This is a genomic window from Streptomyces violascens, assembly GCF_014649955.1.
In the GTDB taxonomy this organism is placed as follows: Bacteria; Actinomycetota; Actinomycetes; order Streptomycetales; family Streptomycetaceae; genus Streptomyces; species Streptomyces violascens.
Window position 1 is genome coordinate 300815 of sequence record NZ_BMUA01000001.1, and the last position, 18658, is coordinate 319472.

An 18658-nucleotide genomic window follows, 5' to 3' on the forward strand; every position below is an offset into this window, starting at 1 on the left:
TGCCTCGTCCTACCCTGAGGGGATGGGTGCCGTACCTGAACCACATGCAGGCTGGACGTTCCTCACCAACCACGCCCGCGTACTGGCCGCGATCGCCGACGACCCCTCGACCCGCATACGCGACATCGCGGCGCACTGCCGGCTCACCGAGCGCGCCGTCCAGCGGATCATCGCCGACCTGGAGGAGGCCGGATACCTCTCGCACACCCGGCACGGGCGCTCCAACACGTACCGCATCGAACCGGGCACGCCGCTGAGGCACCCCGCCGAGGCCGGACTGACGGTGGCCACTCTCCTCGCGGTCCTGGCCCAGCACGACGAGCAGCGCGGAAAGCCCCGTCCGCAGGAGCTGCGGGCGGCGCCCGAGCGGGACCGGGAGGCGCAGCCCGAACGGTCGCGCTGACCGTCCGCCCGCCTCGGGCGGCCCCGGGCGCCCGAGGTCACTCAGCGTGTGCGACCTGGCCCTTTTCCGGTATCTGCTCTGCCGATCTCCGCGTGCCGGGGGAAGATGGTGAAGGCGCTGGGACAGGAGTGAGGCGCCGGGCGGGCGGACGAAGGGCCGACGATGAACGCATCCGAGGTATTCGGGGAGCGGCTCGGGCCCCTGCGCGTCGCCGCCTCCGAGCCGGGCGGCCTTCTCGACGTGCTGGGGGTTGCCGCCATCGTCCTGGACGAGACCGGCCGGATCGCCCTGTGGAGCCCGCAGGCTCACGAGCTGTTCGGCTGGGACGCACAGGAGGCCCTCGGCCATTCCGCCGCGAAGCTCCTGGTCTCCGAGGAGCACCGCCCGCAGGTTCTCGACCTGTTCGCCCGGGTGATGAGCGGCGGCGGGGCTTGGGCGGGCGTCTTCCCGGTCCGGCACAAGGACGGCCGCACGCGGATGGTGGAGTTCCGCAACATGCGGCTCCAGGACGAGCACGGCGGCCTGTACGCCCTTGGAATCGCCACCGACGAGCCGACGCTGCGCGCCGTCGAGCGCGACCTGGCCCTTTCGGTACGCCTCGTGTCGCAGTCGCCGATCGGCCTCGCGGTGCTGGACACCGAGCTGCGCTACGTCCTGGTCAACCCGGCGCTGGCACGGATCAACGGGGTGTCGTCCGCCGACCACATGGGGCGTACGGTCCATGATGCCCTGCCGTTCCTGGACAGCGCGCACATCGAGTCCGCGATGCGCCGGGTCCTGGAGACGGGCGTGCCACTGCTCGACCAGACGGCCATCGGCCGGACCCTCGCCGATTCGGCCGAGCACGCCTGGAACGTGTCGTACTACCGCCTGGAGGACCCAGCCGGCCGGGTCCTCGGCGTCGCGACATCGGTCGTCGATGTCAGCGAGCAGTACCACGCGGCGAACGAGGCCGCCGAGGCCCGCAGGCGCCTCGACCTCATCGCGCGCGCGTCGGTGCGCGTGGGCACCACCCTCGATCTGAGCCGCACCGCCCACGAGCTGGCCGATCTCGTGGTGACCGACCTCGCCGACATAGCGGCCGTCGACCTCCTCGACTCCATCCTGGAAGGCCACAACGCCACCAAGGATCTTTCGACGGGACCGGTGTCCATCCGCGCCCTGGCCGTCGCGGCCGCCTATCCCACCGACGCCCTGCGGGCCGCCGATCCACCGGGCAACATCGCGAAGTACAACGCCGAACGCCTGGTCACCCGGTGTGTCACCACGGCCAGGCCCGTGCTGATCAGCCATGTCGGGCCGGGGGATCTGGCGAACATCGCCCGTGACGACGAGGCCGCCGCCCTCCTGGACCGCGCCGGCCTGCACTCCTATCTGGCGGTCCCGCTGATCGCGCGCGGTGAGGTGCTCGGCGCCCTCGACCTCAAGCGCGCCCGCAACCCGCAGCCCTTCACCCACGACGACGCCGTCCTGGCCCTCGAACTCGCCACCCGGGCCGCCGTCTCCATCGACAACGCGCGCTGGTACCAGCAGCAGCGCAACGCCGCCCTCTCGCTCCAGCGCCACCTCCTGCCGCGCCAGCCGCCCCAGCCCACGGGGCTCGACGTCGCCTACCGCTACCAGCCCGCGGCGGCCCTCGGCGAGGCCGGCGGCGACTGGTTCGACGCCATCCCCGTGGCCGGCGACAAGACCGCGCTCGTCGTCGGCGACGTGATGGGCCACGGCATCAACGCGGCTGCCACGATGGGCCAGTTGCGCACCGCCACCCGCACCCTGGCCGGCCTCGACCTCGACCCCGCCGATGTCCTGCGCCACCTCGACCGCATCACCGCGGAGCTGGACGAGACGACCGCCACCTGTGTGTACGCCGTCTACGACCCGCACCGCACGCACTGCCGCATCGCCCTCGCCGGCCACCTGCCGCCCATCTGGGACCGCCCGGGCCGGGCCCCCCGCTTTCTGCAACTCCCCACCGGCGCGCCGCTCGGCGTCGGCGGCGTCCCCTTCAAGGCCACCACGGTGGAGGCCGCGCCCGGCGACCGGCTCGTCCTGTACACCGACGGCCTCGTCGAGACCCGCGACCAGCCCATCGACGACCGGCTGCGCGCCCTGCTCGACGCGCTCACCCACCACCGCCTGCCCCTGGAGGCGACCTGCGACCGCCTCCTGGCCGCGCTGCCCCCGCCGCAGGGCCACGACGACATCGCCCTGCTCATCGCCCAGGTCATCCCGTCCCGCCGCCCGGCCTGAAGCGGCCCGCTCATCAGGGCGCCGCACCCCGTTCGCTGTACGCCGGGGTGTACGAAGCCAGTCCGCGGGGCACCCCGTAGCTCTATGACCACCTATGTCGTAACGATCCCCGGAACCCTTCTCGCGAAGCGCACCGACGCGACCACCGAGATCCTCGAACGCGCCCTGCGCCCCGCCGACCCGCGCGGCACCCGCGCCGGACAGGCGGAACATCTGGAGATGCTCACCTTCTACAGCGGATCCTCGGCGTTCAGCATCCGCCTCGAAGTCGAGGCCGACGACACCGAGGCCGCCGAGCGGGAGGCCCGCCGGACGGTCACCGCCGCACTGCGCACGGCCGGCTACGCGGAGGACGAGGCCCCGCTGGGCGACGCGGTCATCACCGGAATCACCACGGAGTGAGGGGTACGGGGTGAGTGCCGGCTGCCGATGGGGCCCGGGAGGCGGCACAACCCCACGGCCGGTCCGGCGCTCACGGGGCCGGCTTGCGCACCGCCCGCAGAATCGCGGGCAGGCGCGGCTTCGGCCCGCCGGGATCGGGAGGGCTGTCGGCCGAGGCCTCGGCGTCGGCGTCGGCGTCGGCCGGGCGGCGTTGCCACCAATGGTGGCGCCGGGGGTGCAGGGCGCGGCCGAGCCGGCGGCCCAGGAGCAGGTAACCGGCAAAGGAACCGAGCGAGTTGAGGATGACGTCGTCGATGTCGAAGGCGCGGCCCGTGACCAGCAGACCCTGGGCCGCCTCGACGGTGAGCATCACGAATGCGGTCATCAGGACCACGCGCAGGAGACCGCGCGTCCGGGGAAACAGCACGGGCAGGAGCACCCCGAAGGGCAGGCCGAGCAGGACGTTTCCGCCGATCTGCTTCACAGCGTCCCGCCAGTGGGGCTGTGTGAGATAGGCGCGTATCGAGTCACCCGGGTGCAGGTTGGTGTGCGTCAGCCGCACGGACGCGGGTGACGGGACGAGGGTGGCCCGGGCCAGTACCACCGCGAAAGCCACCATGCAGACGAACCCCACGATCAGCACGGCCCCACGAGCCACCGCCGCTCGCCAAGTACGCCGCTGGAGCCGGGGTCCTGTTGCCATGTCACCCCGGGTACCCCGTCCGCCGTTCACCGAACAGCGGGCCCCCAGATCGATTGACGCGCCTCTATTGACGCGCCCACGCCAGGGTCCTACGGTTTCCCCGTTCATATCCGAGCATTGCGTTCAACATACGGAACAGGACATGGAGAGGTCCGCGCGCCCGCCGGCCGTCGAGTCGCCAACACCCCCCACAAGAAGGTCCTTTGATGCGCATACGCCCCCTGCTCCTCCCCCTCACCACAGCTGCCGCCATCCTCGGCACCCTGGCCTTCGTGGCCCCGGCATCCTCAACACCACTGTTCCTCAAGGGAGTTGACGCCAAGGGTGGCAGCAGCGTTTCCAGCGTCGGCACCGGCGCTCTCACGAACGCGTCGGCCGCGCCCGGCGGCAGCTTCGACCTGTCGGTGTGGGAACTCCAGGAGCCGGTGGGCTCCCCCGGATCGCCGACCACGATCCCGCCGTCCCGGCTCCAAGGCGGCAACGGCTTCCAGGACGCGTACTTCTACGGCGACGCGCGCGACGGCGCGATGACGTTCTGGGCGCCGGAAAAGGGTGTCACGACACCGAACTCCCACTACGCCCGCTCCGAGCTGCGCGAGATGAACCGCGACGGCAGCCCTGCGAACTGGTCGCTCGACGGAACCCACCGGCTGAACGCGACGCTGCGCGTGGTGTCGGTGACGTCCAACGTCTGCGTCGGCCAGATTCACCTCGGCACGGGCGGCCCCTCCACGAAACCGCTGCTGGAGCTCTACTACCGCGCCAACGGTGACATCGTCCTGGGCACGGAGAACTCGCCCTCGGGCGGGCAGACGACACACGCCGTGGGCCATGTACCGGTCGGCAAGACATGGAGTTACACGATCGGCGTCTCCGGGGGCCACACCATCGACCTGACGGCCAACGGAAGCACCACCCACTACGCGATCCCGTCCTCCTTCAACAGCTACCAGCAGTACTTCAAGGCGGGCTCCTACAACCAGTCGTCCTCCAGCAGCACGACCAAGGGCGCCCGCGTCGCCTTCTACAAGCTCACCGTCGCGCACAGCTGATTTCGCGGGCGCCGGTCCACCCATGTGAACGCGGGCTGTGCGAACACGGGCAGGCCGGCGCCGAGGCGTACGGGACCGTCAGTTGTCCTCCGCCTGGAACATCCACGCGTGCTTCTCCAGCTCGCCCGTCAGCGTGATGAGCATGTCCTGGGTCACCGGGTCGGGTTCGTCCGTCACCCGGATCCGGTCGCGCATCCGCTCGATGATCCGGCCGAGGGCGACGACCAGCACCTGGACGGCATCGGAGTCCTTGATCCAGCCCTCCGGCACGGTGCCGATCGCGCCGGCCCCGGCAACCGTGGCGGCCCGGCCGTCGGGGCTCACACCGAGCGCCGAGGCACGCTCGGCGACCTTGTCGGAGTGCTGACGCGCCGTGGTCACCACCTCGTCGAGTTGCAGATGGACGGAGCGGAAGCGCGGGCCGACCACGTTCCAGTGCACCTGCTTGGCCACCAGCGCCAGATCGACCAGATCGACCAGCGCACCCTGCAACGCCGTGCCGACCACCTTCAGGTCCGCGTCGGACAGGGAACCCTTGACCACAGACACCGCTTCTCCCTTCGCGATTCCCTCTTGTGATGACCAGAGGGCTTGTGATTGCCAGAGGCGTGGGCCGTCGCATCGGCACATCGGCCTCACCAGTGCGCGTTCCTCGGAAGGCGCACGTCAAACACCGCGCCGCCGTGTCCCGCCGTCCGGCTGCCGGACGAATCCGCCACTCGGACGCCGGCCGGCTCCGGTCGCGGGAAGGACCCGTACGGGCGCGGTCGGCGCATGCGGGATGCGGGCGCACCGGCCGGAGCAAGGCCGCTCAGCGGGCGCGACTGCTCCCCACGCACTCCCGGCCCACCCCCCGATGGCCGATACACGGGCATAGCGATTCCCGGCCGGGGCACTCTTCCAGACAAGGCCCTCGGCCACCCGGAACAGCCCACCTCCCGCACCGCGCCCGCGTCGGCGCGGTCACCCCGACCTTGGGACGGAACTCACCATGAGCATCATCGCCTGGATCCTCATCGGCCTTCTCGCGGGCGCCATCGCCAAGGCCATCATGCCCGGCAGGGACCCGGGCGGCTGCCTCGTCACCATGGTCATCGGCATTGTGGGCGGACTCCTCGGCGGGTGGCTCGGGAAGGTCATCTTCCACGTCCACTCCATCAATGGCTTCTTCCACCTCTCGACGTGGATCGCCGCCATCGTCGGCTCCGTCATCGTGCTCATCGTCTACCGCCTCCTCATCGGCAACCGAAGCCGCCACTGAGGCTTCCTCTCCAGCCCGGGGCACAGCGCTCCTCAGCCACACATCAGCAGCCCCTCGACCCCATCGTCGGAATTTCCCCCACCCTGCCCCCTGTTGACGCACACTCTTACAGTGCCGGAAGATCCCGGAGCCGAAGTGTTGCCCAACAGCCCGTGCAGGAAAGGGACTTGATGAGGTCGACGACCATGCCCCGCACCGCGATACGAGGCCCGCGCGCCCTGCTTGCGGTCGCGCTGGCCGCAGCCGCGGCTCTGCTGTCCCCGGCCCCCGCCCATGCGGCGCCCGCGTGCGAGGCCACCGCGGCCGCGCCACCGGTCCAGGTCGCGCACGTGCCCGACTGGGCCGAGTCGATCATCGTCGACCAGCGGGGCCGCATGTTCGCCACCGCCTACTTCACGGGCCGCGTCTACCGCATCGACGCTCCGGGCAGCACCCCCGTGGCCCTCACCGGCAACATCGGTGCCAACGGCGGCATCGTCGTCCGCGACGACGGCCGACTCCTCGTCGGCACCGGGAATGACCTCGGCCATTCGCTCACCGGCGACCTCTTCCCGGTCTCCAAGCTCCTCCTGGTGGACCCGGACTCCGGCAAGGTCAGCACATACGCCTCAGGACTCGGCGGCATCGACGGAGTCGCCCTCGCACCCGACGGCACCGTCTACACCACCACCGTGGGCGGCCGGAACATCGGCCGCGTCACCCCCGACGGCCGGGTCGACCCGGCGTGGGCCCACGTCCTGATGCCGAACGGCATCGCCGTCTCCCCCCGGGGCAACGAGGTGTACGTCATCCAGACGACCCCGGCCCCGGCGCTGTATCGCATCCCCGCCGACGACCCGGCGCACCCCGAACGCTGGATCCCCGCCGGCCTGTCCGACGCCCTCGGCCTCCCCGACGGCCTCACCCTCGACAGCCGGGGCCGCCCCCTGATCGCCACCCACGCGGCCGGCCAGATCTGGCGGGCCGAACAGGGAACGCTGTGCTCCGTGCAGTCGGGCCTGTACCTGTCCACCCAGATCACCTACGGACACGGCGACCGCGGGTTCTCCGCGGGCAAGCTCTACCGGGCCGGCGTCGACGGAAAGATCTACGAGGTCCCGGCGGGAGCCGAGCCGGGGGCCCGCTAGACGGACCGGGAGGACGCGCGTCTCGGATACGCGCGCCCTCCCTCAGATCCGCGCGTCCTCGACGGCCGGGATCGCGTGGGCCTCGCCCGGATCGCCGACGCGTGTGTGACGCGGGGCGGCGGCCGGCGGCTTGCCGCAGAACGCGGGCTCAAGGGCGCCCATCAACCCCTCCGTCACGGCACCGTTGTTGGAGGCGTTGGCGAAGACGACGACCGTGCGCCGGCCGCCCGGCATGGAGAACGCCTGCGACTGGTAGCCCTGGACGATGCCGCCGTGGCCCAGCACCGTGCCGCAGGACAGGGAGATCTGCCGGATTCCGAGCCCGTAGGCGATCGTCGGCGTGCCCGTGGGCAGCACCGTGGTCATCTGCCGCAGCGAGTCGTCCGAGACAAGCCCTCCGGCGCTCCCGGCGAGCAGAGCGGTCAGGAAGCGGTCGAGGTCGAGGGAGGAGGAGACGATCCCACCCGCGCTCCAGATCCAGGACGCGGTCTGCTCGGTCGCGTCGAGGAGCGGCGCGCGGCGGTCGTCGTGGGTCAGGTAGCCCGTGATGTGACGCCCCGCGATGCTCTTCCCGGGCACGGTGAAGGACGTCGCGCGCAGCCCGAGCGGCTCGAAGATCTGCCGGCGCAGCAACTCGGCGTAGGGGCGCCCGGTGAGGTGTTCGGCGGCCAGCGCCAGCAGGACGAAGCCGGTGTTCGAGTACGCGTAGGCCGTCCCCGGCGTGTACTGCAACCCGTGCTTCACCGAGAGGGCCACAAGATCCTGGGGCTCGTACACGGTGTTGCGGATGCGCTGCTCGAAGGCGGCGGTGGTTTCCTCGCCGCTGCGCTCAAGGAGATCGTTGATGTGGTCGTACACTCCGGCGCGGTGTTCCAGGACCTGGCGTGCGGTGATCGGCCAGTTCTCCGGCAGCGTCCCGGCCGGCAGGTAGTCGCGCAGCGGCTTGTCGAGGTCGATGCGGCCCTGTTCGGCGAGGCGCATCACGATGACCGCGGTGAACATCTTGGTGTTGCTGCCGACCCGGAAGCGCGCGTCGCCACTCATCGGGGTGCCGGCCAAGTCGGCGTCGCCGACGGACAGGGATCGGTCGACCCCTGGGGCGCGATGATCCCGGATCACGGCGAACGCACCCGGCGCCCCTGCCTCGGTCACGCGGAGCAGCGCGGCACGCACCCCGGTCATGTCCGGCTCGGTCCGCGTCTGCTCTCCGGACGCGCCGGACGCGCTCCCGGCCACCAGGGCGACAGCGGCCGCGAGTGTGGTCACCGAACGGGCGAGCCCTGTTCTCATCACTGGAGCGTTCCTTCCGCATACCGCTGCATCGCGGCGGCTCGTGCAGGGGCCCGGACGCGACACCCTGTGCGGCCGAGATCGTATAGGTATGCCGGGTTTCTCCCCTGCGAGCGCGGGCTGTTCGGCGTTTCGGCGCTCCCCGGGCGTCGCCGCGTATAGGCGAGCTGTCGGTGAGATGTCGGCCGGGAACGTGAGACTGGGGGCCTGCGGCTGAGGGGAAGCACCCCCGCAGCCGACCACCCAGGCTCAAGGAGCGTCCATGCGGCCCACTGCACCCCCGTCCCGGCCATGGGACGTGCGCCGACCGCCGCGCGCGGAGGGCAAGAACTTCCTGGTGACAGGGGGAAACGCCGGCATCGGATATTTCGTGGCGGAGCAGCTCGCCGGAACCGGTGCCACCGTCGTGCTGGGCAGCCGGAACCCGGCCAAGGCCGAGGCCGCCGCGGACTCGATCCGGTCCCGCGTTCCTGGTGCGCGGATCCGCCACATACGCCTGGATCTGGCCGAGTTGACGTCTCTGCGATCCTCCGTGGAAACACTGGAGGTGGACCGCCTCGACGCGGTGGTCCACAACGCGGGGGTGGCGCTCGACGATCCGCCGCGCCGCGAGACCCGGGACGGCCACGAGCTGATGTTCGCCACCAACCACCTCGGGCACCTCGCGCTGACCCGATGGCTCGCACCCCTGCTGTCGGCCGCGGCGGCCGCCCGCATCGTGACGGTGGGCAGCTTCGCGGCGAAGTCCGAACGGCTCGACCTGGACGACCTGCAATCCACTCAGGACTACCAGGCCAAGCGCACCTACGGACGGTCGAAGCTGGCCCAGATGCACTTCGGCCTCGAACTCGACCGCCGTCTGCGTGCGTCCGGCAGTCCGGTGACCAGTGTGGTGGTCCACCCCGGCGGCGCCCTGGACTCACTCACCCCCTCGCGGCCACCCGTACATGTGCGAACTGCGGGCGAGCGGCTGCGCGGGCTGCCCGCCGGCCTCGTCCTCCAGGGCAAGCACGCCGGGGCGTGGCCCGCGGTGAGGGCCGTACTCGATCCGCAGGTTGCCGGCGGCCAACTGTGGGGGCCGCGAGTCTTCGCCCTGCGCGGCACACCGCGGTGCGAGCGACTGTGGACCCACCTCGCCGACACGGCCGTGGCAGCCCAACTGTGGGACGTCAGTTGCGAGTTGGCGGACGTCGACCCGCGCCTCGGCCTCGTCGCACGGGAAGCATCGGGAACACAGGGGGCATGCTCCGACGATTCGGGGGCAGGCGCACCCTACAGCTGAGGGTGCGAAGGGGAGGTTGCTGCGATGTCGGTGCTTGGGCGTTTTCCTGCCGGTGGCCCGCGCGGCTCATGGCCGGCCGAGGAGTATGCGGCTCAGCTCAGGAGGCACGGCCGCGCGGCCACGGTCGTGATGGACCTCGACAGTGACACCTTCCTGGTGGTCGAGCACCACCAGGACGAAGCGGCGTAACCGGCTTCGGCTCACCCACCCACATACGCCGCCAGATGCTGCCCCGTAAGCGTCGAGCGGTCGGCGATCAGATCGGCCGGGGTGCCTTCGAAGACGATCCGGCCTCCGTCGTGGCCGGCGCCGGGGCCGAGGTCGATGATCCAGTCGGCATGGGCCATGACCGCCTGGTGGTGCTCGACGACGATCACGGACTTGCCGGAGTCCACCAACCGGTCGAGCAGGCCGAGGAGTTGCTCGACGTCGGCGAGGTGCAGTCCGGTCGTCGGCTCGTCCAGGACGTAGACACCGCCCTTGTCGCCCATGTGGGTCGCCAGCTTGAGCCGCTGCCGCTCGCCGCCGGACAGGGTGGTCAGTGGCTGGCCGATGGTGAGGTAGCCGAGCCCGACGTCCACGAGGCGATCGAGAATCCGGTGCGCGGCCGGGGTGTGTGCCTCGCCCGCGCCGAAGAACTCCTCGGCCTCGGTCACCGACATCGCGAGGACCTCGCTGATGTCGCGGCCGCCGAGGTGGTAGTCGAGCACGGAGGCGTCGAACCGCTTGCCCTCGCAGTCCTCGCAGGTGGTGGCGGTGCCCGCCATCATGCCGAGGTCGGTGTAGATGACTCCGGCACCGTTGCAGGTGGGGCAGGCGCCCTCGGAGTTGGCGCTGAACAGCGCCGGCTTCACGCCGTTGGCCTTGGCGAACGCCTTGCGGATCGGGTCGAGCAGCCCGGTGTACGTCGCCGGGTTGCTGCGCCGCGAGCCCTTGATCGGGCTCTGGTCGACCGAGATCACACCTTCGCCGGCCGGGATCGAACCGTGCACGAGCGAGCTCTTGCCGGAGCCGGCGACACCGGTGACGACCGTCAGCACACCGAGGGGAATGTCGATGTCGACGTCGCGCAGGTTGTTCGCCGTCGCGCCGCGGATCTTCAGCGCGTGGCTGGACTCGCGCACCGTCTCCTTGACGGTGGTGCGGTCGTCCAGGTGCCGCCCGGTGATCGTGTCGCCCGCTCGCAACGCCTCCACGGTGCCCTCGAAGCAGACCGCGCCGCCCGCCGCGCCGGCGCCGGGCCCGAGGTCCACGACATGGTCGGCGATGGCGATCATCTCGGGCTTGTGCTCCACGACCAGCACCGTGTTGCCCTTGTCCCGCAGCCGGAGCAGCAGCTCGTTCATCCGCTGGATGTCGTGCGGGTGCAGGCCCGCGGTCGGCTCGTCGAAGACGTAGGTGACATCGGTGAGCGAGGACCCGAGGTGGCGGATCATCTTGACGCGCTGCGCCTCACCGCCGGACAGGGTGCCCGCGGGCCGGTCGAGCGCGAGGTAGCCGAGGCCGATCTCGACGAACGAGTCGAGGGTCTGCTGGAGTGCGGTGAGCAGCGGCGCGACCGAAGGCTCCTTGAGGCCGCGTACCCACTCCGCCAGGTCGCGGATCTCCATCGCGCAGGCGTCCGCGATGCTGATCCGCTTGATCTTCGACGACCTGGCGCCCTCGCTGAGCCGGGTGCCGTCGCACTCGGGGCAGGTGGTGAAGGTGACGGCGCGCTCCACGAAGGCCCGGATGTGCGGCTGCAGCGCCTCCTTGTCCTTGGCCAGGAACGACTTCTGGATCTTGGGGATGAGGCCTTCGTAGGTGAGGTTCACCCCGTTGACCTTCACCTTGACCGGCTCCCCGTACAGGAAGTCCCGCAGTTCCTTCTTGGTGTACTCGCGGATCGGCTTGTCCGGGTCGACGAAGCCGGACTGGGCGTAGACCTGCACGGTCCACTGGCTGTCCGACTTCCAGCCGGGGATGGTGAACGCGCCCTCGGCGAGCGACTTCGAGTCGTCGTACAGCTGGGTGAGGTCGATGTCGGAGACCGCGCCCCGGCCCTCGCAGCGGGTGCACATGCCGCCGGTGCGGCTGAAGGTCGCCTTCTGCGCCTTGGTCTTGTTGCCGCGCTCGACGGTGATCGCACCGCTCGCCCTCACCGACGCGGTGTTGAAGGAGTACGCGCTGGGCGGGCCGATGTGCGGCTTGCCGAGCCGGCTGAAGAGGATGCGCAGCATCGCGTTGGCGTCGGTGGCGGTGCCGACCGTGGAGCGCGGGTCGGCGCCCATCCGCTGCTGGTCGACGGTGATCACGGTGGTCAGGCCGTCAAGGACGTCGACCTCGGGCCGTGCCAGGCTCGGCATGAAGCCCTGCACGAAGGCGCTGTACGTCTCGTTGATCAGCCGCTGCGATTCGGCGGCGATCGTGTTGAACACCAGCGAGCTCTTGCCCGATCCGGAGACGCCGGTGAACACCGTGAGGCGGCGCTTCGGGATCTGGATGCTGACGTCCTTGAGGTTGTTCTCGCGAGCGCCGTGCACACGGATCAGGTCGTGGCTGTCGGCAGCGTGCGGCGCGGGCGACTGCGGGTCCGTCCTCTTGGCCATGCTTATCGTGTTCTCCATCTGTGGGACGGGCCGCCTGCGCGGTCCCCGCCGGTGTCGCCCGACTCGGCCCGCCCGGCGCTGCGAGCGGCGGCGGGCGGTACGTACGGTTCTACTTCGTTGCCGCGGCCGCGGCAATGGTCCGACGTGATCCGCGGGACCGGCCGGGGCGGCGATGCCGCCGCGGCCGGCGTGCGGTCCGCGCTCATCGGTCCTGGAGCACCCCGAGGACATTGCCGTCGGGGTCGGTGAAGGTGGCCACCAGGCGGCCGCCGCCCACGTCGCGCGGGGAGTCCTTCACCTTGGCGCCCGCGGCGGTCACCTCGGCGAGCTTGGCCTCGATGTCGGCCACGTGCCAGTAGGCGACCGGCCCGGTCATGCCCTGCTCCGCGCCGCCCGGGACAAGCCCGATCTGCTGGCCCTCGGCCTCGTAGCCGACGTAGTAGGGCTCGTCGCTCTGCGGCGCCACGCCGAGCAGAGCGGTGTACACGGCCTTGGCCGCCGCCAGGTCGGTGACGGGGTGCAGCACGGTCTTGACGCCCTGGGTGGAAGAGCCGGTGGTGGTCATGATCGCTCCTGAATTCGTGGGTCACACCGCCCCGGTGTGCCTCATGACGACCACGCTAATTGCGGCCCGGTGGCCGCGCTTCTCCATTCCTGACCGGTTCGGTCGCACCCTCGCGACGGCTGTGCGCGGGCGTCCTGAAGCCCCCGGCCGAGATCGGCCGGGGGCTTCAGGACCCTGCGCGGGCGGGCGACGCGCAATGATGACCTCATGAGCCTTCCCGACGCCATCACCTCCACCCTCGCCGCCCGCGACAAGGTCGACTTCGAGCAGGACTTCGCGCGCACCCGTCAGATCATGACGTTCGTCCATACGACGGACAGCGCCGAGGCGGTCGAACTCGGCATGTTCGAGGGCCCGTTGCCCATCCCCGCCGTCGGGCAGACCGTCACCCTGTGGCGCACCGGCCATCCACTCGTGGTCGAACGCGTGGAGACCCATTACGGTCTCGGTGGCGCGGACACCCACCCGAAGCGGGAGCAGGTCGCCTCCGTCATCGTGTTCGTCGGACCACGAACTCCCTGATGGGCAGGGCTTGTTGAACGACAGGGAACGACAGGGCCGGGATCGGGACCGTTCACACCCCCGTCGACACCGAGTCCTGTCGGGGGCGGGGCGCCGACGCCGCCGCGGGGGCGGTCACACCGGTGGTCGTTCGGCTCGGCGGTCGTACGAGGGCCAGGACGATCAGCCCGCCGAAGGCCGCCGCGATCGCCGACAGCAGGAACACCCGGTCGAGGCCGCTTGCGAAGGCCTGGTGCACGAGGTGCCGCGCCGCGTCGTGGTGCGCGGCGGGCGCCGCGTCGACGAGGTGCTGTGCCTGGCCCGCGGCCAGCGCGCCCGCCCCCTTGTCGGCGTCCGGCATGGTGCCGGAGGCATCGAGCAGGGTGGCCGCACGGCTGGTGAAGACCGCGCCGAGGACGGCGATGGCCAGGGTCATGCCCAGCTGGCGGAACGTGTTGACCGCACCGCCCGCCATGCCCGCCCGCTGGGGCGGCACGGTCGAGGTCGCGGCCGAGACGAGCACCGGCGTGGCCAGACCCACGCCTACCCCGGTGACCACGAGGCCCCACAGAAGCGAGGCCCGCCCCGCGTCCGCGGTCATCCCGGCCCGCAGCACCAGCATGCCCGCCGCGACAAGCAGCAGACCCGCGCCGATCGGCACACGCGGGGCAAGGCGCTGGATGTGCCGCCCGGCGAAGACGGCGACGACGAAGGACGCCGCGGCCAGCGGGGTCAGGGCAAGACCCGCCGCGACCGGGCTGAGCCCCAGTACGGACTGCAGCCACAGCGAGACCAGGACCAGACAGCCGAACGCGCTGCCCTGGAGCAGCAGCGCACCGCTCATCAGACCCGCGAACGACGGGCGGCGCAGCAGTGCCAGATCCAGCATCGGCGCGCCGCCGCGTCGGGCCGTACGGTGCTCGATCACCACGAACGCGACGAGCGCCAGTGCGGTGACGGCGAACGTCGCCAGGGTCTCGGCCGCGGTCCAGCCCGCCTCCCCGCCACGGATGAGTCCATAGGTGAGGCTGCCGGCGGCGACGGTGAAGGCCGTCGCACCGGGGATGTCGATACGGGTCTTCGCGGCTGCCGCACGAGGCCGGTCGGGCCGGACCACGCGCAGGGTCATGGCGATGGCGACGGCCGCGACGGGCAGGTTGACCCAGAAGATCGTCGGCCAGCTGATGTGCTCGGTGAGCAGACCGCCGAGCAGCGGGCCCGCCGCGGCGGCGGCGCCGTTGGCCGCGCCCCACACCCCGAAGGCCGTGCCCCGGTCCCTGCCCTGGTACGAGGTGAGCAGGAGGGCGGGGGCCGTGGCGAACATGGCGGCGCCGCCGATGCCCTGCACCACGCGGGCGGCGATCAGCACGTCCACGCTCGGCGCGAGGCCGCACACCAGGGAGGCCGCGGCGAAGAGTGCCAGGCCGTAGACATAGGACCGCCGGTGGCCGAATCGGTCCGCCAGGGAGCCGGAGGCCAGGAGCAGGGCGGCGAGGGCCAGGGCGTATCCGTCGATCACCCATTGCAGCGAGGTGAATGAGGCGCCGAGGTCGTCAGCCATGCTGGGCAGTGCCACGTTCACGATGGTCACGTCCACCAGCAGGATGAAGGCGCCAAGGCAGACCGCCGTCAGGGGCCACCACTTGCGCATGTCAGGTTTCTCCGATCGGATCGAGCATGTTTCGGGGGGCCGGAAAGGCGGCCGCGACGGCGGCGTGGCCCCTGTGAACGAGTCTTGGACACCGCAGGCGATTCCCATGAGCCAGGGACGGTGATGTGCGCGGATCCGACATCATGGGTTCCATGAAGACGTATCTCGACACTCTGAGCCGTGCGGATCGCGCATTGTCGGAGGAGGACCTGGCGCTCGCGCACGCCCTTCAGATCAATGGCCGGGCCTCGTTCCGGGAGATCGCCGATGCTCTCGGGGTGTCCGACCAGACGGCCGCCCGCCGCTGGTCCCGACTGCGCTCCGCGGGCAAGCTCCGGGTTCTGGGCCTGACCGACCCGCAGCGGCTCGGCGACTCACCCTGGGTCGTGCGCGTACGGTGCACACCCGATGCGGCGGCTTCGATCGGCGAGGCGATGGCACGGCGCACGGACACGACGTGGGTCAACCTCAGCTCGGGCGGCACCGAGATCTCCTGCTCGGTGCGGACGCGCGGTCCCGGGATGGAGGAGTCACCGCTTCTGCAGAAGCTGCCGCGCACACCTCAGGTGGTGGATGTCTCGGCGCACTGCCTGTTGCACGTCTTCTTCGGTCAGGACCTCAGCACCATCAACAAGAGCGGACCCCTGACGGCCGCGCAGGTCGCGCAGCTCACGCCTTCCGGCGCCCCGGAGCAGGCCACGGCCGACACGCCCTGGGTGACGCTGGACGCCGGCGACCGGCAGCTGCTCGATCTGCTGGCGCGGGACGGCCGGGCGGCGCCCGGTGAACTGGCCGCCGCGACCGGCCTGTCCCCCTCGACGGTGCGCCGCCGCATCGCGGAACTCAGAGCGGCCGGGGTCCTCTACTTCGACGTCGAGTACCACCCGGACGTTCTGCAGCGGAACTTCCGGGCGGCCCTGTGGCTGGAGGTCGACCCGTCGCGGCTGGCGGAGGCGGGCGAGGCGCTCGCCGCGCACCCGGAGGTGTCCTTCGCCGCCGCCGTGACCGGCACGGCCAATCTGTACGCCAGCATCGATGTCGCGACGGCACAGCTCTTCTACCGCTACCTCACCGAGTCGGTGGCCGCCCTGCCGGGTCTGCGCCACACGGCGACCGTCCCCATCCACCGCACCCTGAAGGGCCCCGGACCCTATCTCCCGACGAGGGCATGACCCGCCCGCGTCAGAGAGCCCGGTCCGGCGCCAGAGCGACGTTCGGCAGCACCACGCCGCGGCTGCGGGCGAGGTAGCGCTCGGCCGCTTCCACGGCGGCGGCCCTGGTCCGCTCCCCCATCAGGACGCACAGGGTGTACGCCGCGTCGTCCCGCGCCTGGAGTGCGCGGGCGTCCCACGGCGACTGGGCGGCCCTGCGTTCCCGGCTGCGCAGGAGAGCCAGGAGTTCATGGACGACGTACCAATGGGGCGACAGCATCATGTGCTCCGGGATCGGACGAAGGACGAGGAAGGTGTGGCGGCGTCGACGCCCCTCCGGGCGCCGGTGTCACCGTCGGACGGCCGGCCCTGGAGCGCCTCCCATCGTGACCCCACATCCGCATGTTTCGCACCCCGGAGCGTCACACCGAGTAACCGTGCGGGAAGTGGGCCGAGGTGCAGCACGCGCGCCACCGACGTACGTTCACGGCAATCGGCAACGGCCCGACCACCCGCACCGGAGAGGCACGATGGTGAGCGACGAAATCTGGAAGTTTCAGCCAACTGCCGGATACCGGGCGGGAGTTGACCTCGTCGGCTACCGGGTGGAGGCCACCGACGGACACATCGGGAAGATCGACAAGCACTCCGAGGCGACCGACGTCGCGCACCTCGTGGTCGATACCGGAGGGTGGATCTTCGGCAAACACGTACTCCTGCCCGTCGGGACCATCGAGCGCATCGACGCCACCAACCGGACGGTCCACGTGAACCGCACCAAGGACCAGATCAAACGCGCCCCCGAGTACGACGCGGCCAAGCACGCCGGTGAGCCCTCCTACCTGGAGCAGTTCGCGCGGTACTACGGCCAACCCCACATGTAGCCTCGACGCGAGCCACTGCCCCGTACCCGCACAGTCACGCAAAGTAATTTCCGCCGATGTTCATCGATCCGGAATTTATTGGCGAACCTCAATGGTTGCCATATGCATCGAACCCATCGGCCCGACCTCACCGCCCTCCCGGCGGCCAGGTCACTGATCAGCGAGGCACCGTGAACGACCACACCCCCGAACAGCCCGCCGAGACCGTCGCCCGGCTGCGCGCCACCTTCCGCTCCGGCCGCACCAAGCCCGTCGAGTGGCGCACCACCCAGCTGCGCCGGCTCCGCGAGATGCTCACGGCCCACGGTGCCGAGCTCGCGGAAGCCCTCCACGCCGACCTGGGCAAGAGCCCGACCGAAGCCTTCCGGACCGAGATCGACTTCACCCTTCGCGAGATCGACCACACCCTGGAGCACCTCGCCGAGTGGCTGCGGCCGGAGTCCGCCCCGGTTCCGGCGCATCTCGGCGCGGACGCGACGGCCCGGACGCAGTACGACCCGCTGGGCGTGGTCCTCGTCATCGCCCCCTGGAACTATCCGGTCCAGCTCCTCCTGACGCCGATGCTCGGCGCGCTGGCCTCCGGCAACGCGGTCGTCGTCAAGCCCAGCGAGCTGGCCCCCGCCGCCTCCGCGGCCATCGCCCGTCTGCTGCCGCAGTACCTCGACACCTCCGCGGTCGCCGTCGTCGAAGGCGCCGTACCCGAGACCACCGCGCTGCTCGCCGAGCGCTTCGACCACATCTTCTACACCGGCAACGGCGTGGTCGGACGCATCGTGATGCGGGCCGCCGCCGAACACCTCACCCCGGTCACTCTCGAACTGGGCGGCAAGTCCCCGGCGTTCGTCGACCGCGGCGCCGACCTGTCCGTCGTCGCCGACCGGCTGGCCCGGGGCAAGTTCCTCAACGCCGGCCAGACCTGTGTCGCGCCCGACTACGTCCTGACCGATCCGGAGACCGCGCGCGCCCTGGAGCCCCTGTTCGCCCGCGCCGTCGAGGCACTCTTCGGCACCGATCCGCAGAGCTCGAAGGAGTACGGCCGGATCGTCAACGAGCGGCACTTCGACCGGCTCAGCTCGCTGCTCGGCTCGGGCCGTGCCGTGACCGGCGGCGCCACCGACCGGGCCACCAAATACATCGCGCCCACCGTCCTGGCCGACGTCGATCCCAAGTCCCCGGTCATGCAGGAGGAGATCTTCGGCCCGATCCTGCCGGTCGTCACCGTGCCGGGCCTCGACGAGGCCATCGAGTTCATCAACGACCGCGACAAGCCGCTGGCCCTGTACGCCTTCACCGACTCGGACACCACGCGCGAACGCCTGGCCGCCGAGACCTCGTCGGGAGGCCTCGGGTTCGGCCTGCCGCTCGCCCATCTGACCGTCTCCGACCTGCCGTTCGGCGGGGTCGGCGAGAGCGGCATGGGCAGCTACCACGGCCGCTACTCGATCGAGACGTTCAGCCACCGCAAGTCCGTACTGGAGAAGCCGCTCGCCTGAGCCGGCCGTGCTGTGTCCCGGGCAGGTCGGCGACCGCCCGGGGCACAGCCGCCTGCCATCAACTCCCGTACAGAGC

19 protein-coding genes are annotated in these 18658 nt (G+C 70.9%); 12 read left to right on the forward strand and 7 right to left on the reverse strand.

Annotation, left to right across the window (positions count from 1 at the left end; translation table 11 throughout):
• The first annotated feature begins 22 nt into the window (after window positions 1–22).
• The 3 genes from IE206_RS01440 (at window position 23) to IE206_RS01450 (ending at window position 3055) form a co-directional block, all read left to right on the forward strand.
• Window positions 23–403, forward strand: coding sequence for a helix-turn-helix transcriptional regulator (locus IE206_RS01440; RefSeq protein WP_189959775.1), 381 nt, complete (start codon window positions 23–25; stop codon window positions 401–403).
• A gap of 162 nt (window positions 404–565) precedes the next feature.
• Window positions 566–2653: a SpoIIE family protein phosphatase gene (locus tag IE206_RS01445; protein WP_189959777.1), complete on the forward strand. Its 2088-nt coding sequence runs from the start codon at window positions 566–568 to the stop codon at window positions 2651–2653.
• Between the two features lie 84 nt (window positions 2654–2737).
• Window positions 2738–3055 carry a hypothetical protein gene (locus IE206_RS01450; protein ID WP_189959779.1) on the forward strand — a complete coding sequence of 106 codons (318 nt, stop codon included), beginning with the start codon at window positions 2738–2740 and terminating at the stop codon, window positions 3053–3055.
• A 70-nt stretch (window positions 3056–3125) separates the two neighbouring features.
• Here the strand turns inward: IE206_RS01450 and IE206_RS01455 are convergent, their stop codons facing one another.
• Window positions 3126–3737 (reverse strand): VanZ family protein, encoded by a 612-nt coding sequence (locus IE206_RS01455; RefSeq protein WP_189959781.1) that lies wholly within the window; start codon window positions 3735–3737, stop codon window positions 3126–3128.
• A 206-nt stretch (window positions 3738–3943) separates the two neighbouring features.
• On the opposite strand from IE206_RS01455, the gene IE206_RS01460 reads away from it, so the two are divergent.
• Window positions 3944–4789 carry a polysaccharide lyase family 7 protein gene (locus tag IE206_RS01460; RefSeq protein ID WP_189959784.1) on the forward strand — a complete coding sequence of 282 codons (846 nt, stop codon included), beginning with the start codon at window positions 3944–3946 and terminating at the stop codon, window positions 4787–4789.
• 78 nt (window positions 4790–4867) lie between these two features.
• Here IE206_RS01460 and IE206_RS01465 read toward each other — a convergent pair whose 3' ends face one another.
• Window positions 4868–5338 carry a Dps family protein gene (locus tag IE206_RS01465; RefSeq protein ID WP_189959786.1) on the reverse strand — a complete coding sequence of 157 codons (471 nt, stop codon included), beginning with the start codon at window positions 5336–5338 and terminating at the stop codon, window positions 4868–4870.
• Window positions 5339–5780: 442 nt separating this feature from the next.
• On the opposite strand from IE206_RS01465, the gene IE206_RS01470 reads away from it, so the two are divergent.
• Window positions 5781–6050 carry a GlsB/YeaQ/YmgE family stress response membrane protein gene (locus tag IE206_RS01470; protein ID WP_189959788.1) on the forward strand — a complete coding sequence of 90 codons (270 nt, stop codon included), beginning with the start codon at window positions 5781–5783 and terminating at the stop codon, window positions 6048–6050.
• Between the two features lie 170 nt (window positions 6051–6220).
• Entirely contained in the window at window positions 6221–7177 is a 957-nt protein-coding gene (locus IE206_RS01475) for an SMP-30/gluconolactonase/LRE family protein (protein ID WP_189959790.1), read from the forward strand.
• Window positions 7178–7219: 42 nt separating this feature from the next.
• On the opposite strand, the gene IE206_RS01480 is transcribed toward IE206_RS01475, so the two are convergent.
• Complete coding sequence (locus tag IE206_RS01480; RefSeq protein ID WP_189959792.1) at window positions 7220–8467, reverse strand: serine hydrolase domain-containing protein; 1248 nt, start codon at window positions 8465–8467, stop codon at window positions 7220–7222.
• A gap of 262 nt (window positions 8468–8729) precedes the next feature.
• Between IE206_RS01480 and IE206_RS01485 the strand changes: the two genes are divergently transcribed.
• Window positions 8730–9749, forward strand: a complete 1020-nt coding sequence (locus IE206_RS01485; RefSeq protein ID WP_189959795.1) for an SDR family NAD(P)-dependent oxidoreductase — start codon at window positions 8730–8732, stop codon at window positions 9747–9749.
• A 24-nt stretch (window positions 9750–9773) separates the two neighbouring features.
• The gene (locus IE206_RS01490; RefSeq protein ID WP_189959797.1) at window positions 9774–9938 is read left to right on the forward strand and encodes a DUF8839 family protein; all 165 of its coding nucleotides are present in this window, start codon (window positions 9774–9776) and stop codon (window positions 9936–9938) included.
• A gap of 11 nt (window positions 9939–9949) precedes the next feature.
• On the opposite strand, the gene IE206_RS01495 is transcribed toward IE206_RS01490, so the two are convergent.
• Complete coding sequence (locus IE206_RS01495; RefSeq protein WP_373300861.1) at window positions 9950–12343, reverse strand: ATP-binding cassette domain-containing protein; 2394 nt, start codon at window positions 12341–12343, stop codon at window positions 9950–9952.
• Between the two features lie 196 nt (window positions 12344–12539).
• Window positions 12540–12902: a VOC family protein gene (locus IE206_RS01500; RefSeq protein WP_189959801.1), complete on the reverse strand. Its 363-nt coding sequence runs from the start codon at window positions 12900–12902 to the stop codon at window positions 12540–12542.
• 207 nt (window positions 12903–13109) lie between these two features.
• Here IE206_RS01500 and IE206_RS01505 point away from each other — a divergent pair, with 207 nt between their 5' ends.
• On the forward strand, window positions 13110–13424 hold the full coding sequence (locus IE206_RS01505; RefSeq protein WP_189959803.1) for a hypothetical protein: 315 nt from the start codon (window positions 13110–13112) through the stop codon (window positions 13422–13424).
• 52 nt (window positions 13425–13476) lie between these two features.
• Here IE206_RS01505 and IE206_RS01510 read toward each other — a convergent pair whose 3' ends face one another.
• Entirely contained in the window at window positions 13477–15054 is a 1578-nt protein-coding gene (locus IE206_RS01510) for an MFS transporter (protein ID WP_189959805.1), read from the reverse strand.
• Window positions 15055–15206: 152 nt separating this feature from the next.
• Here IE206_RS01510 and IE206_RS01515 point away from each other — a divergent pair, with 152 nt between their 5' ends.
• Window positions 15207–16226, forward strand: a complete 1020-nt coding sequence (locus IE206_RS01515; protein ID WP_189959807.1) for an Lrp/AsnC family transcriptional regulator — start codon at window positions 15207–15209, stop codon at window positions 16224–16226.
• Window positions 16227–16236: 10 nt separating this feature from the next.
• On the opposite strand, the gene IE206_RS01520 is transcribed toward IE206_RS01515, so the two are convergent.
• A complete protein-coding gene (locus IE206_RS01520) occupies window positions 16237–16485 on the reverse strand; it encodes a DUF5133 domain-containing protein (protein WP_189959809.1) in 249 nt (82 codons plus the stop codon).
• A gap of 253 nt (window positions 16486–16738) precedes the next feature.
• On the opposite strand from IE206_RS01520, the gene IE206_RS01525 reads away from it, so the two are divergent.
• Window positions 16739–17089, forward strand: coding sequence for a PRC-barrel domain-containing protein (locus IE206_RS01525; RefSeq protein ID WP_189960721.1), 351 nt, complete (start codon window positions 16739–16741; stop codon window positions 17087–17089).
• 170 nt (window positions 17090–17259) lie between these two features.
• A complete protein-coding gene (locus IE206_RS01530; protein ID WP_189959811.1) occupies window positions 17260–18582 on the forward strand; it encodes an aldehyde dehydrogenase family protein in 1323 nt (440 codons plus the stop codon).
• The last annotated feature ends 76 nt before the right edge of the window (window positions 18583–18658 follow it).